Source organism: Philodulcilactobacillus myokonensis (genome assembly GCF_027923585.1).
In the GTDB taxonomy this organism is placed as follows: domain Bacteria; phylum Bacillota; class Bacilli; order Lactobacillales; family Lactobacillaceae; genus Philodulcilactobacillus; species Philodulcilactobacillus myokonensis.
Genome location: NZ_BRPL01000004.1, coordinates 84,729 through 98,439, shown reverse-complemented (window position 1 = coordinate 98,439; position 13,711 = coordinate 84,729). Strand labels below are relative to the sequence as shown.

Here is a 13,711-nt window from a genome sequence, read left to right as displayed (position 1 = left end):
GTTAATAATCAATTTATCCAGCAAAGGAGACCAATTACCATGGAAACACAGTACACCAGTACCAGAAATTCAAACGTTCATATTAATACAAAAGAAGCCATTGTCAAAGGATTTTCAGATGATAATGGTTTATTTGTTTTGCCCCATTTATCCGATCATAAAATTAATTTAGGTTCAATTATGAAACAAGATTATCAAGGGATGGCTGCCATCATTTTACAAAAATTGCTGCCAGATTTCTCAGCAACAGAAATTAAACAATGTCTTCACGACGCTTATGATCATTCTTTTGACACTAAAAAGATTACACCGCTAGTTCAAGTCGATAACTTTCACGTTCTGGAACTATTCCACGGACCAACAAGTGCCTTTAAAGACGTGGGTCTCCAATTATTACCTCAATTAATGAAACACGCCTTAAAGCCAGAACAACGGGTCATGATTTTAGCTGCTACTAGTGGCGACACTGGCACTGCTGCCCTAGCCGGTTTCAAAAACACAAAGCAAATGGGAATCACCGTCTTCTACCCACATGGTGGTGTTAGTCCGATTCAGCAACAACAAATGTTAACAACCAAGGGCAATAATACTAACGTCGCATCGATTAAGGGTAACTTTGATGATGCCCAGACCAACGTTAAAAAAATTTTTAATAATCAAAATGTTAAAAAGCAAATTGGTAAACACGTTAGCTTATCAAGTGCCAATTCAATTAACATTGGCCGTTTAATTCCGCAAATCGTTTATTATTTTAGTGCCTATCAACAGCTAATTCAAAGTCATCAAATTCAAATTGGTGATCAAATTAATTTTACCGTTCCAACTGGTAATTTCGGTGATATTTTAGCCGGATATTATGCTAAAAAGTTAGGCTTACCAATTAAAAAATTAGTGATTGCTTGTAATGCCAATAACGTTTTAGCTGACTTCTTTCATGATGGTGTTTATAACCGCAACCGTAAATTCTATAAGACCGTTGCTCCTAGTATGGATATCCAAGTTTCAAGTAATTTTGAACGATTACTTTATTATAAGAGTGGCGAAAATGCAGAATATGTTAAACAATTAATGGATGATTTATCAACAAATGGTCAATACAGGGTTTCAAAAGATGTTTTAAATCGTATCAAACAAGATTTTAGTTGCGGATTCAGTGACGATCGAGCCATTGAAGATTCAATCAAAACGGTTTATCAAAAATATCACTACTTAATGGATCCGCATACCGCTGCCGGTTATCAAGTGATGCGAAAAATTCAAAAGCAGGATTCAAAGACACCAATGATACTATTGAGTACAGCAAGCCCATATAAATTTGTTAGTGCTGTTTCAGACGCGATTCTAGGTCATCATGATCAATCAGTAATCCAAACTACTAAAAATATTTATAATACTACTAAAGTCAAGATTCCAAATAATTTAACTGATATCTGGGATTTACCAATTGCTAAATCCCCTGTGATTGAACCTAATGCAATGTCATCATTTGTCGTTCAAAAAGTTAGCGAGGTGTTCTCGAATGATCAAAATTAAAGTTCCTGCGACTAGTGCTAACTTGTCCGTTGGCTTTGATTGTATGGGAATGGCAGTTAATCAATATGCTTACTTCACATTTCAAAATAATTCAAAGTGGCTGACAATCAATGGTTGTCCAAAGAAATTTCAAAACGAAAATAACCTTGTGTATAAGGCGTTTATAAAGGGATGTCGCGTTCTAAAACAACCAGTTCCAAATGTTAAAATCACAATTCAAACCGAGGTCCCCGTTTCAAGAGGGCTAGGTAGCTCCGCAACTTGCATTGTCGGCGGGCTAAAAGGTGCGTTTGAATGGTTTCATCATCCCATTAGTAAACAAAAACTAACTCAGTTAGCCGCTACGATGGAAGGCCATCCTGATAATGTTGCCCCCGCAATTTACGGTGGCGTGTGCATGGCATTTAATAATCAGAACGATCAAGTTCACGTTGTTAAATACCCTGTCAATTCAATTTGGAAATTTCTAGCCATTGTCCCAGACTTCAAAATTAGTACCCAAGAAGCAAGAACAGTTCTTCCCGAACAATTGAGCTATCAAGATGCAACCTTTCAAATTAGTCACTGTTTATTAATGACCCATGCTATTCAAGGCAAACGGTTCAGCACGTTAAAAGAAGCCATGCAAGATCAAATGCATGAACCATTTAGAAAACATTTAATTAAGGGGTATGACCAGGTTAAAACAATTACCGACCAAATGCATGGCATCCTATACATTAGTGGCAGTGGTTCAACATTAATGTTAATTACCAATAATGTTAATGACCGTCAAAAAATTGCTAAAACAATTCAAAATCAGTTTAAGAAATGGCAAGTTAAACCAATTAGCATCGATTCAAATGGTATTCAAAGTGAGGTCGATATTAATGAATAAGTATTATATTGTTGATCGAAGATTACTTCCAGATACATTTAGCAAGGTCATTCAAGCCAGAAAGTTATTAGATACCGGTAAAGTGAAACAGATTAGTGAAGCCGCCAAAAAAGTTGGGATTAGTCGTGGCAGTTATTATAAGTATAAGGATTTAGTATATGCAACCAACAATGCATCATGGAATCAAAAAGCAGTCATCTCATTTATGCTTAATAATCAACGTGGGCTATTATCAAAAGTATTGGCTGCCATTGCGGACAGTAAAGCTAGTATCCTTACGATTAATCAAAACATTCCAATTCATGATGTTGCTAGCATTGTAATTTCATTAGATTTAAATCATATGCAGGAAAGCATCGATGATCTATTGAAAAGAATTGATTTAGTTGATGGTGCTAGCAATGTAAAATTAGTGTCAATTGAGTAATGTTTTTAAATACTCATTGATTTTTAATCTAAAAAGTGTTTTAATTAAATTAATTTTAATAATAAAGATTCATCTTAGTTATATTTATCCAACCCTAATAATATTCAGTACTTTCAGATACTGTTTTATAACTCAAGAGTCTCTTTATTATTAAAATTATTATCCCATCAATCAGATTTATTGGTTGATCAAAAAACATCCTAATTATTTATTCACTAAATAGGCGACTAGATACCCAACATATCTAATCGCCTATTTGATTTCTTAACATTTTTATGATTAAGGGTAAATATTGTTTTCTTTTAATGTTATAATACGTAACATACTAAAAATATGAAGGGAATCAATACTATGGATATTCAATCATTAATTCAAAAATATCCCCAAGTGGATCAATTAAGAAAAATGCAGCCAATTTTCTGGCGTAATCCTGATTATGGTAAACCGGATCCGGAATTAAAATTAACAAAAGCTGATATTTTTGATGCTGTCGATCGCTGGAATCGATTTGCACCCTACTTAGAAAAAGTTTTTCCAGAAACCATTAGTTCACATGGCATTATTGAATCACCATTAATTAAAACCAATCAAATGAAACAACAATGGAATCAAGAGCACACCACTAAAATTGACGGCCAATTATATTTAAAAGCTGATAATGAATTACCTGTCTCAGGTTCCATTAAATCCCGTGGTGGAATTTATGAAGTTCTTAAATTTGCTGAGCACATTGCAATGACCAAAGGTAACCTTGTCTACATGGACGACTATAGCATTCTTGCCACTCCTAAATATAAAAAACTGTTTGCTAATTATGGTGTTGCCGTTGCATCGACCGGTAATTTAGCATTAAGTGTTGGCATTATGGCTGCTACTTTTGGTTTTAAGACAACTGTCTATATGTCCCACGATGCTAAACAGTGGAAAAAAGATAAACTTAGGAATTACGGCGTGAACGTTAAAGAATATAACATCAATTTCTCAGCGGTTGTTACTAAAGCTAGAAATGAATCAGCTAAGGATCCATCAGTTCATTTTATTGATGATGAAGGATCAGTTGATTTATTTTTAGGCTATGCAGTATCTGCTGTTAGGCTTCAAAATCAGTTTAAAAAACAAAACATTAAAGTTGATAAAGATCATCCCGTTATTGTCTATCTACCAGCCGGTGTCGGTGGCAGCCCTGGTGGAACTACCTTTGGTCTTAAGAACATCATTGGTCCTAATATTCACGCTGTCTTTTGTGAACCCACCCACGTTCCATCAGTTACACTAGGCATGATGACTAAACTATATAATCATATTTCAGTTTATGACATTGGCCTGGATGGTTTAACAGCTGCTGATGGATTAGCAGTTGGCCGTTCATCTAGAATTGCCGGTAAAATTTTAAGGACGCTCTTATTTGGCAGCGTTACCTTCCGTGATAATATGATTTATAAATACCTTACCCAATTAAAAGATACTGAAGATATCACGGTCGAACCTTCCGCTGCTGCTGGATATACAGCAATTGAATCGATTTTAAAACATGTTCCAGATTTTAATTCAGCAAACGCGACCCACATTGTCTGGGCCACCGGTGGTGATATGATGCCTGAATCGGAACGCAAAATTGACTATGATAAGGGCAAAGAAATCATCAAAGAATCAAAATAACAAAATAGAATGAAAGTCACTAAGTAGAATTATAATTCTACTTAGTGATTTTTTGATTTCATTAAGCATTTAATTTGCCTTAGAGTGCACTACAATCCTTAAAATTTGTTTAGACAAGAAATTAAAGGAGGACTTAAAATGAAAAATTTATTTATCAACGCTAGTAAAGATCCGCATGGCACGACGGAAATGCTAGTTAAAAACAAGTTAGGGATCAATGATTATCAAACGATTAATTTGGTTGAATATAATGTTCATCCATTGGGCCAAGAAAATCACACTGACGATCAATTTAAATCAATTTGTGACCAGATTAGAAAAGCAGATAATCTTATATTGGGAACGCCTGTCTATTGGTCATCAATGTCAGCCTACATGAAAATATTCATCGATCGGATGACATCGGTTATGGGAGACAACAATCCATTTGATCATAAGAATTTATTTCTTGTTATTAGTGGATCAGCACCCGCTGATGCCATCCCTCATATTCAACATGTTTGGGATCATATCGCCCATCGTTTCAATATGAAATTTATTAAAACGGTTCATAATTAAAATAGCAAACAAAATAAAGGCAGAGCATTAATGTTACGCGTTAATGCCCTGCTTTTTTAAATTATATAAACAATATCTAAACTAGGAATAACAATCAATACATAAGATCACAAAGAAGAGGATATAACTGCCCTTTTTATCATTAGAAGTATTTCGATAAAAATACGGCAATAAAATTAATTCAATTAGCGATGGCACCAAAAATCCAATTGTTGGATTAAATAAGTCATTAAATATCATCCCAAACAAATTCCCGATTCCAATTGATAAAACTGTTGAAGTAAATAAAGTTTTAGGATGACTATCACTAAATATTTTTAAAACAATTGAACCAAAATATTCGTTTCAGTAATATGTAATCTATCTGATATTTGTAAAAGGAAACTGTCGTCACTTAAAAAATAAAAAACTAATTCTGAAAGTGGAACTAAAGAAAAGAACAGTAAGGGTGCCAAAACATTATTTTTCCTGTTTTCCATCACTATCCCCCCCATTTTTATATTAAATATATTTATTATAAATAATAACATAATCAAAAATAAGCTGCTAATTCAATCATTAGTAGCTTAAATATTATCAATTTATTAAAAAATTTACTTTGGCTGACGATACTTCACCATGTAAATGCAAGCCATCAAAACCAGGAAGACAACGCCAATGATTAACGGAATTTGGGTTTCAGGGTTCAATGCCATGAAGAAAATGGTCAAAGCTAGGAAGAATAGTGCTAAGTAATTACTATAAGGTGAAAATGGTGTTTTAAATGGATGCTGCTTAATTTGTTCCGGTGTCATCGTTTTTCTAAACCGAATTTGACTAACTAGAATGACAAACCACGGTACCATCCCAGGTAACACACTTGATCCATAAACTAAAACGAAAATTTCATTTGCACTTTTAAAGAAGAATGGCAAAATAACGTTTAAAACGACCCCTAGAAAAATACCAAATGAAACGGCAATGACAGGATAATACGGGACATGATGCTTATTTAATTTCAAGAAAATGCTTGGCAACTGTTTCTTCTCTGCTAATAAGTAAACCATTCGACTGGTACTGTAAATTCCAGAATTAGAACCGGATAAAGCAGCCGTTAAAACAACAAAGTTAATGATCCCAGCAGCACCGGTAATTCCAATTTTATCAAACGTTTCAACGAATGGTGAACCCACTTCACCAAGTTTATTCCAGGGATAGATAGTAACAATTACGAAAATAGCACCAATATAGAAAATTAAAATTCGACCAATTGTCGATTGAATAGCACGAACTAGTGATTGACGCGGATTTTGGGCTTCACCGGCGGTCACACCAATTAATTCAATTCCTTGATATGAAGCCAAAACAATGGAAAGTGCGAATAAAAAGCCTTTAAAACCACCAGCAAAGAAACCGTATTTCCAAAGATTACTAAAGCCGATCGGATGAAAATGGTTCCCAATTCCAAAGATAATTAAACCCAATCCAATAATAATCATCACGATGATGGTAACCACTTTAATTAGTGCAAACCAGTATTCAAGATCACCAAACGATTTAACTGAAACTAAGTTTGCTAAACATAAAGTAACGATGGCAACTAATCCAGGAATCCATCCGGGCAAATTCGGCCACCAAAACTTACAATACGTCCCGATTGCGATGATTTCACTCATTCCAATTAGGATCCATTGAAAAATATTACTCCAGGCTGTCAAGTAACCAAAAATCGGATGCATGAAATTAGTTGCGTATTGAGCAAATGATCCGGTAACGGGATGGATATACATCATTTCACCCAATGCCCGCATAATAATATACAGAATCAAACCGGCAATTCCATAATCAATTAAAACGGATGGTCCCGTCCATTGAATTGTGGAAGCAGAACCCATAAATAATCCAACTCCAATGGTCCCACCAAGCGCAATCATCTGCATTTGACGTGGACTTAGCTTCCGTTCTAATTTCTGCTTATCATCCTTCATAACCAAGATATCTCCTTCATTTAATCAAACATTCTAATTTTATTAAACCACAGTTTTAAGTGAAGTAAAAATGGTAAAACTGACCATTTAATAATTAATTAGTGTTTATAGTTCTTAAATTAAGAGTAATAAACAATTCAATTATATTTTTTTATAATTTATTTTGTAAAATACGAATAATTCACTATAATTGATAATAAATGTTCTTTAAAAAAGGTGAAGTAATTATTATTCAATTTAAGTACGCAATTCAAGGGAATTATTTTCCTTCCGTTTCAAAAGACAATGAAAACAATTAATTAATGCGAATCATCAATAAGTAAAAAGGAACTGCTAAATATAAAATGATCACTTAAAGTTGGACAATAAAAATTTGTCTAATTTAAGGTTCATTTTTTATGGTTAAATTTATACCAATTTAACAAACTAAAGAATATTAATTATCCAGATTAAAATTATAATCTGCTATATAATATAATTAAATTTGCAAACTAAAAGTATAATGATTATTTCCATTTTTAATAATGTTAATTCCATAACAAATATTGAAATTTATATGATTATTTTCTAATTTAATTATTGCGTAAAGTACTTCCAATTCATGAGAAACAATTACAATTTGATTTAAATCTTTATTATAATAAGGTATTACATTTTTTGGGAAATTTAATGTATATTTACCAATATTAACGGTTTTCATATTATACCCCTTTTATATTTCTGTGGACATCGTTATTTTATAAACATCTTTTTTAATATTTTGAATGGAATCCGGTTCAACATTAGGTAAAATTATTAGTTTACTATTAATTATTTTAATAAGTAAACTAACATTCCTATCATTATCCAATATAACCATTTTATGATTTATTTTATCGTTAAAACAACTACATTTATTTGGAAAAATAAAAGTCCACTTCCCTATCTTTTCACTTTTCATCCTAATTATATTCGCATCCTTTATTCATTAGATTTATATGTGATTTTGTATTTATTCTGATCATATTCAAATATGGAAACTAATGTTGTAGTTTCTAGTATTAAATTTCCATTCACTATTTTTACAATTAAAAACCAATCATGAACAGTCTCTTCCAAAAAAATAATTTTATTTTTATTTAAATCTCTTATAGCTTCCGTATTACCTGGATAAATAAAAGTATATTTATCTAAATTTACTTCTTTCATATTCAAAAAAGCTCCTTATATTATAATAACCAATATATACAAAATATAGAATTATTTTATCATAATGGTAACCAATTAAGAAATATTATCCAACGCAAAAAGCCGGTTACCCATTTCGGATAACCGACTTTTTTATGATTTTATTTACTTATTTATAATTACTTAGCTTCACTAATTTATAATTACTTAGCTTCACTAATGACAACCTGATTATCCTTAGCATCAGCATTCAAATGTTTAATGCTTGGGTGATCAAGGTAGAAATCGGTGATGCGGTCTAAAATCTGCTTTTCAACAACCCGACGAAGTGGACGAGCACCCATTGCTTCATCGTAACCTTGGTTGATTAATAATTGTTTAACATCATCATTAACGTTGACATCCATTCCTTTCTTAGCAAGAATCTGGTTAACATCATTTAACATCAAGTTAACGATTTGTTTCAAATCATCCTTAGTTAGGTGGGAGAATTCAACGATGGCGTTGAACCGGTTCAAGAATTCTGGTCTGAAGTATGGAGTTAATTTGTCCATTAGGCTCTTGTCTTCCTTATCATTACCAGTCATCTTCTCGTTCCCGAATCCAGCATTGGAAGTTGCGATGATAACTGTATTCTTGAAGTCAACGGTATTGCCTTGACCATCTGTCAGGCGGCCATCATCCAAAACTTGAAGTAATAGGGTTAATACCTGTGGATTTGCCTTTTCAATTTCATCAAGCAAAATGATGGAATATGGATTCCGACGTACTTTTTCAGTTAAGGTGTTGTTATTATCGTTGTAGCCAACGTAACCGGCACTTGCACCAATTAATTTAGAAACAGCGGTCCTATCAGAGTATTCAGACATATCTAAACGAATGATCGATTTCTTACTGCCAAACATGTCCAAACCTAATTGTTTAGCAAGTTCAGTCTTTCCAACACCGGTGGGTCCAACAAAGAGAAAACTGCCAATTGGCCGGTTACCTGAATCAAATCCAGCCCGGTTTCTTCGAATGGCACGAGCAACATCGTCAACGGCTTCATCTTGGCCAATGACCTTGCCCTTTAAGCGGTCAGCAAGTCCTTGTAATCGTTTAATATCGTTATCACCCATCTTGGTAACTGGAATCCCAGTTAATCTTTGAACTACCTGGGCAACATCATTAACGGTTGCAGTAGCTTCCTTCGTGGAGTCATTGTCGCTAGCTAATTGTTTCTTTAAATTAGTAACCTGGTTCTTGTGCTTTTCGGCAGCTTCATAATTTTCTTTTTGAACGGCCTTGTGTTGAGCATCCTGTTCAGATTGGATCATCTTCTTGATTTGATCTTTGTCCATAACGGGATGTTGAGCAGCTAAGTGGGCAGCGGTCATGTCAATTAAATCAATGGCTTTATCAGGTAAATTCCGTTGTGGAATGTACTGGTTAGAATAATGAATGGCAGCCTTTAAAACATCATCTGGTAATGATACGTGGTGGTGTTTTTCATACAATGGTCTGATGTGCTGCAAAATATCGAAAGTTACCTTGTTAGATGGAGCCTTAACTTCAACTTCATTGAAACGACGAGCTAAAGCGGTATCCTTCATAATTGTATTGCGGTATTCATTCTGAGTGGTAGCACCAATGACCGTGATTTCACCACGTGATAATGCGGGCTTGATCATGTCAGCTAAACCTTTCGAACCACTGTTATCACCAGTATCACCTGCACCTAAGATTTGGTGAATTTCATCAAAGAATAGGATCACATTGCCACGTTGTTTAATTTCTTTAAATAGATTTTGGATGTTCTTTTCAAAACTACCACGGTATTGAGTCCCAGCAGATAAGTTAGAAATATCAATACTGATGATTTCCTTATTCTTAATTGGTGCTGGAACGTTACCCTTCACGATGGCTTGGGCTAGACCTTCAACAATCGAGGTCTTACCAACACCAGCATCCCCGACTAAAACGGGATTGTTCTTACTTCTTCTTGATAAGATTTCGGCAGTTTCTTGAATTTCTTTATTGCGACCAATGACCGGATCAAGTTTGCCATCGCGGGCTTCTTGAGTAAGGTTGCGTCCTAATTTCTCAAGAATGCCGCCTCTCTGATTATTCTTTTGGTTCGGGTTCATTTGTTGTTTTCTTAATTGTTCTAATTGTTCAGGGGTAACTTCCTTCCCATTAATTGTATAACGGGTATTCGGATTGTTATTGCCCATCATTTGTTCAAACATTTTGTCCATGTCATCTGAGAATGGGTCATTTGGAAACATTGCCATAATATCGATCTCCTTACGTATAAACTAATCATGTTTTAAAATTACATTCAAATTTCACAAAAACTCATAATAAATTCAAACCTTTGAATTCACTACGAGTTTTTTAACGACTATTCGACTACTCATTACTCCAAATAGTGTTCCTCTAATTCCTTTAGGATTTTCCACATTTGGCGATGTTGAGTCTGCGCTAACGCATCCAAGTCCCTTAAATTCATTGAAGTGGAACTGGTTTGATGTTTATTGAACGCCTTATGAAGAGTAGTGTAACCATAGCCTGATTCTTTTGATACTTCATAAATAGATAAATTATTTTCATCTAAATATCTCTTAATATCAATTCTCATTGCTTATCACTTACCCTTCGATTATTACTATAACACATTTGTGATATAACACAAGTGTAGAGCATCACAAAAGTGATATATTTTTAAATTAATAATTAGAAATTAATGTGAAATCTCATAAAATGGTTTATACTTATCTCAAATATATTTAAAATAAGGATGATTTAATATGAAAATTTTAATGTTCAACGCAAGACCCAGTGAAGCCAATGACATTCAAGATTTTGAAAAACAAAATCACGTTAAAATTGATACAACTGATAAATCATTAACCATGGATACTGTTAATATGTTGAAGGAATATGACGGTTTATCAACCCATACGATTGATAAGGACCCTGCTATTTATGAAAAACTAGCACAGTTTGGCATCAAACAAATTGCCATTCGCCATACCGGATATGAAATCGTAAACTTAAAAGCCGCCACTAAAAATCACTTGGTTGTAACGAATGTTCCCGGATATTCACCAAGGTCAGTCAGTGAATTAGTTCTAATGCACGTCATAATGCTTTTACGGCATTTCAAGAAGATCGTCAGGAGGGAACAACAAGGCAATTTCCTATGGGCCGGGACGATGTCAAAAGAACTTTATAACTTAACCGTTGGTGTCATCGGTGCCGGTAAAATTGGTTCAGAAGTTGCCCGCGTCTTCAAGGCACTGGGCTGCAACGTCATTGCAAACGATCCCATTCACCGGAATAGTTTAGAAGCCATTGTCAAATACGTACCATTAAAGGAACTATTAACCAATGCTGATATCGTTACTTTGCACACCCCATTATTAGATTCCACTCATCATTTGATTGATAGTGATGAATTCAAATTAATGAAGAAATCCGCATTCTTGATTAATGCATCCCGCGGTGCCGTCGTTAATACCCAAGCATTAATTGATGCTTTAAAACATAAGCAAATTGCCGCTGCTGGTTTAGATACGATCGAAGGCGAAGACCCATTGTTTGATCATAAACTAAGTCACATGCCAACTGGCAATCAATTCTTCAACGAATTACAGAAGATGGATAATGTTAACATCACACCGCACATTGGTTTCAATACCGACGTTTCCAACCGCAACATGGTCTTCACATCACTGGGCGATGCGATTAAGGGCATTAAAGGCGAAAAAGTAGAAGATCAGGTTAATAAATAAATCTCAAGAACTAATTAAAGCAAACTAAAAACAAGTTTCCAACTTAATTGGAAGCTTGTTTTTTGGGAGTATGATTCTGTTTACTACGATTCATTTTTTCTAACTTACGGCAAATCCAGCAAATAATATCGGTCATCAATTGAATAATAATCATTAACAATAAAATGATGATGACTGGAATAATTAATGTCAATATATAATATAACCAGATAATGCATCACTCCTTACCAGAAATTAATGTTAGGTAAGGCTCAGCAAAAATTGGCGTAATGATTAGCGCAACTGGTGCTAGGCTCTTATCAAAAGTAAAGCTAATCAATAATAGAAAGACCCCAAAAATTAAATCCTTAATATTGAAATAAATTGCTTGCCAAACCGTATATTTTCGATCAGCTTTGGGTGTCACGATGAACTTAGGCTTTCTACCCATTAGATACAGTACCGATGAAGAAATACTGGCATAGTACATCGAACCATATAACAACAGTGAATTAATATTATATTTTAATTGTTTAAAGAAATTAAGCCGATTCCCAAAATTATAGATCATATCATTCCAAGCAGGGCTAAAGAAACAAATGATGGTTGGAACTAAAGCCGCGGCCGAATAATCAGGAGTAATCAATCTAGCTGGCATCAAAATCAAATTCAGTGCCAAAAAGATTGAAAAGACATATGTCAGAGGCAATGCGTAGGTAAATAGTACAATATCCAATTTATCGTACCAGGTAAATTTATGACTGGTAAAAATTGCCTTAGTGTAATTATGGATAAATTCTAAATTACCGCCGGTCCATTTAAACAACCGCTTTTTAAATGCTAAGTAATCAATGGGAAATTGTTCCTGACAATTAATCGTTTCTGAAAAACGGGTGTGCCAACCTTTTAAATAGGATTTGACTGTAAAGCTAATGTCTTCTGCGACAACTTCCGGAAATTTACCAACGTCATTAAAACAACTTCGGCTAATCATGGCACCATGGCCAAGTAATGATAGGAACCCATATTTTTCTTTTACCAACTGATACGTCGGCCAATGGGCATTCACACCCCGGTAAAACGTTTTCATAAAATGATTATAATTTCTAGTACTCATGTGGTTACACTGCAAAATGCCTAAATCATGATCAAATTTAAAGAATGGCAGTGCCTTTTCAATAAACCGGCGGGGAATGATTTCATCACTATCAAGTAAAACGAAGTAATCCCATTTATGGTGACATAGAAAATGGTTCAAATTACCGGCCTTGAAGCCATGGTGAATCTTACGCCGGATGATTGTAACTGATGGATGATCCTTTTTAAACTGATTCACCTCATTTTGATATTCAGTTGACCGCGAATCATCTAAGATATAGACATGGTAATTCGGATAGGTCTGATGCATCGAACGTTCCAAACTATCAGGAATAAAATCATCACACGTTGTATAAACTAGCGCAACGAATGGTGGTTTCTTAAAATGATAATGACGCTCTAGATAAAATTCAGCCTTGATTCGTTTCCTTCGCATGTAATAATAATTCGTAACAAAGAAAATATCCTTTAATCCGTTGAGCCAAAAATAGGAAATAAAGACGAAATTCATAATCAATAAAAATCGATTAAGGTCATTACTACTATCAATGGCATGCTCGAATAAGCGAATTCCAAATAAAGCTTCTGTGACACCCCATGCAATTAAAATTTCAATGTATACTTTGGGTGACTTTTTTAAATCAGGTGATTTAAACCGCTTCATTGTAAA

General features: G+C 34.2%; 13 protein-coding genes. 6 read left to right on the top strand and 7 right to left on the bottom strand.

Annotated features, from left to right (window positions below; all coding sequences use genetic code 11):
- Window positions 1-39 precede the first annotated feature (39 nt).
- The 5 genes from thrC (at window position 40) to WR164_RS07615 (ending at window position 5,054) form a co-directional block, all read left to right on the top strand.
- On the top strand, window positions 40-1,533 hold the full coding sequence (gene thrC, locus WR164_RS07635) for a threonine synthase (protein ID WP_286137017.1): 1,494 nt from the start codon (window positions 40-42) through the stop codon (window positions 1,531-1,533).
- Window positions 1,520-2,410, top strand: coding sequence for a homoserine kinase (gene thrB / locus WR164_RS07630; protein WP_286137016.1), 891 nt, complete (start codon window positions 1,520-1,522; stop codon window positions 2,408-2,410). The genes thrC and thrB overlap by 14 nt, the downstream gene beginning before the upstream one ends.
- On the top strand, window positions 2,403-2,837 hold the full coding sequence (locus WR164_RS07625; RefSeq protein WP_286137015.1) for an ACT domain-containing protein: 435 nt from the start codon (window positions 2,403-2,405) through the stop codon (window positions 2,835-2,837). The genes thrB and WR164_RS07625 overlap by 8 nt, the downstream gene beginning before the upstream one ends.
- 351 nt (window positions 2,838-3,188) lie before the next feature.
- Entirely contained in the window at window positions 3,189-4,496 is a 1,308-nt protein-coding gene (gene dsdA / locus WR164_RS07620; RefSeq protein ID WP_286137014.1) for a D-serine ammonia-lyase, read from the top strand.
- Between the two features lie 138 nt (window positions 4,497-4,634).
- A complete protein-coding gene (locus WR164_RS07615; RefSeq protein WP_286137013.1) occupies window positions 4,635-5,054 on the top strand; it encodes a flavodoxin family protein in 420 nt (139 codons plus the stop codon).
- Window positions 5,055-5,647: 593 nt separating this feature from the next.
- On the opposite strand, the gene WR164_RS07610 is transcribed toward WR164_RS07615, so the two are convergent.
- The 5 genes from WR164_RS07610 to WR164_RS07590 form a co-directional block, all read right to left on the bottom strand.
- A complete protein-coding gene (locus WR164_RS07610) occupies window positions 5,648-7,021 on the bottom strand; it encodes an amino acid permease (protein WP_286137012.1) in 1,374 nt (457 codons plus the stop codon).
- A gap of 478 nt (window positions 7,022-7,499) precedes the next feature.
- A complete protein-coding gene (locus WR164_RS07605) occupies window positions 7,500-7,721 on the bottom strand; it encodes a hypothetical protein (protein WP_286137011.1) in 222 nt (73 codons plus the stop codon).
- Between the two features lie 260 nt (window positions 7,722-7,981).
- On the bottom strand, window positions 7,982-8,209 hold the full coding sequence (locus WR164_RS07600) for a hypothetical protein (RefSeq protein WP_286137010.1): 228 nt from the start codon (window positions 8,207-8,209) through the stop codon (window positions 7,982-7,984).
- A 182-nt stretch (window positions 8,210-8,391) separates the two neighbouring features.
- Window positions 8,392-10,461: an AAA family ATPase gene (locus WR164_RS07595; protein WP_373876924.1), complete on the bottom strand. Its 2,070-nt coding sequence runs from the start codon at window positions 10,459-10,461 to the stop codon at window positions 8,392-8,394.
- A gap of 125 nt (window positions 10,462-10,586) precedes the next feature.
- Window positions 10,587-10,808, bottom strand: coding sequence for a transcriptional regulator (locus tag WR164_RS07590; protein ID WP_286137009.1), 222 nt, complete (start codon window positions 10,806-10,808; stop codon window positions 10,587-10,589).
- A gap of 169 nt (window positions 10,809-10,977) precedes the next feature.
- On the opposite strand from WR164_RS07590, the gene WR164_RS07585 reads away from it, so the two are divergent.
- Window positions 10,978-11,964: a D-2-hydroxyacid dehydrogenase gene (locus tag WR164_RS07585; protein ID WP_286137008.1), complete on the top strand. Its 987-nt coding sequence runs from the start codon at window positions 10,978-10,980 to the stop codon at window positions 11,962-11,964.
- 43 nt (window positions 11,965-12,007) lie between these two features.
- On the opposite strand, the gene WR164_RS07580 is transcribed toward WR164_RS07585, so the two are convergent.
- Together WR164_RS07580 and WR164_RS07575 are read right to left on the bottom strand one after the other, a co-directional pair.
- Window positions 12,008-12,157, bottom strand: coding sequence for a hypothetical protein (locus WR164_RS07580; protein ID WP_286137007.1), 150 nt, complete (start codon window positions 12,155-12,157; stop codon window positions 12,008-12,010).
- Between the two features lie 24 nt (window positions 12,158-12,181).
- Window positions 12,182-13,705 carry a glycosyltransferase family 2 protein gene (locus tag WR164_RS07575; RefSeq protein ID WP_286137006.1) on the bottom strand — a complete coding sequence of 508 codons (1,524 nt, stop codon included), beginning with the start codon at window positions 13,703-13,705 and terminating at the stop codon, window positions 12,182-12,184.
- Window positions 13,706-13,711 lie beyond the last annotated feature (6 nt).

Bases quoted from the DNA above. Each gene is read 5' to 3' on its own strand.
- WR164_RS07595 (WP_373876924.1), bottom strand. From the start codon at position 10,461: ATGGCAATGTTTCCAAATGACCCATTCTCAGATGACATGGACAAAATG.
- WR164_RS07600 (WP_286137010.1), bottom strand. From the start codon at position 8,209: ATGAAAGAAGTAAATTTAGATAAATATACTTTTATTTATCCAGGTAAT.
- thrB (WP_286137016.1), top strand. From the start codon at position 1,520: ATGATCAAAATTAAAGTTCCTGCGACTAGTGCTAACTTGTCCGTTGGC.
- WR164_RS07590 (WP_286137009.1), bottom strand. From the start codon at position 10,808: ATGAGAATTGATATTAAGAGATATTTAGATGAAAATAATTTATCTATT.
- thrC (WP_286137017.1), top strand. From the start codon at position 40: ATGGAAACACAGTACACCAGTACCAGAAATTCAAACGTTCATATTAAT.
- WR164_RS07610 (WP_286137012.1), bottom strand. From the start codon at position 7,021: ATGAAGGATGATAAGCAGAAATTAGAACGGAAGCTAAGTCCACGTCAA.
- WR164_RS07605 (WP_286137011.1), bottom strand. From the start codon at position 7,721: ATGAAAACCGTTAATATTGGTAAATATACATTAAATTTCCCAAAAAAT.
- WR164_RS07585 (WP_286137008.1), top strand. From the start codon at position 10,978: ATGAAAATTTTAATGTTCAACGCAAGACCCAGTGAAGCCAATGACATT.
- WR164_RS07575 (WP_286137006.1), bottom strand. From the start codon at position 13,705: ATGAAGCGGTTTAAATCACCTGATTTAAAAAAGTCACCCAAAGTATAC.
- WR164_RS07625 (WP_286137015.1), top strand. From the start codon at position 2,403: ATGAATAAGTATTATATTGTTGATCGAAGATTACTTCCAGATACATTT.
- dsdA (WP_286137014.1), top strand. From the start codon at position 3,189: ATGGATATTCAATCATTAATTCAAAAATATCCCCAAGTGGATCAATTA.
- WR164_RS07615 (WP_286137013.1), top strand. From the start codon at position 4,635: ATGAAAAATTTATTTATCAACGCTAGTAAAGATCCGCATGGCACGACG.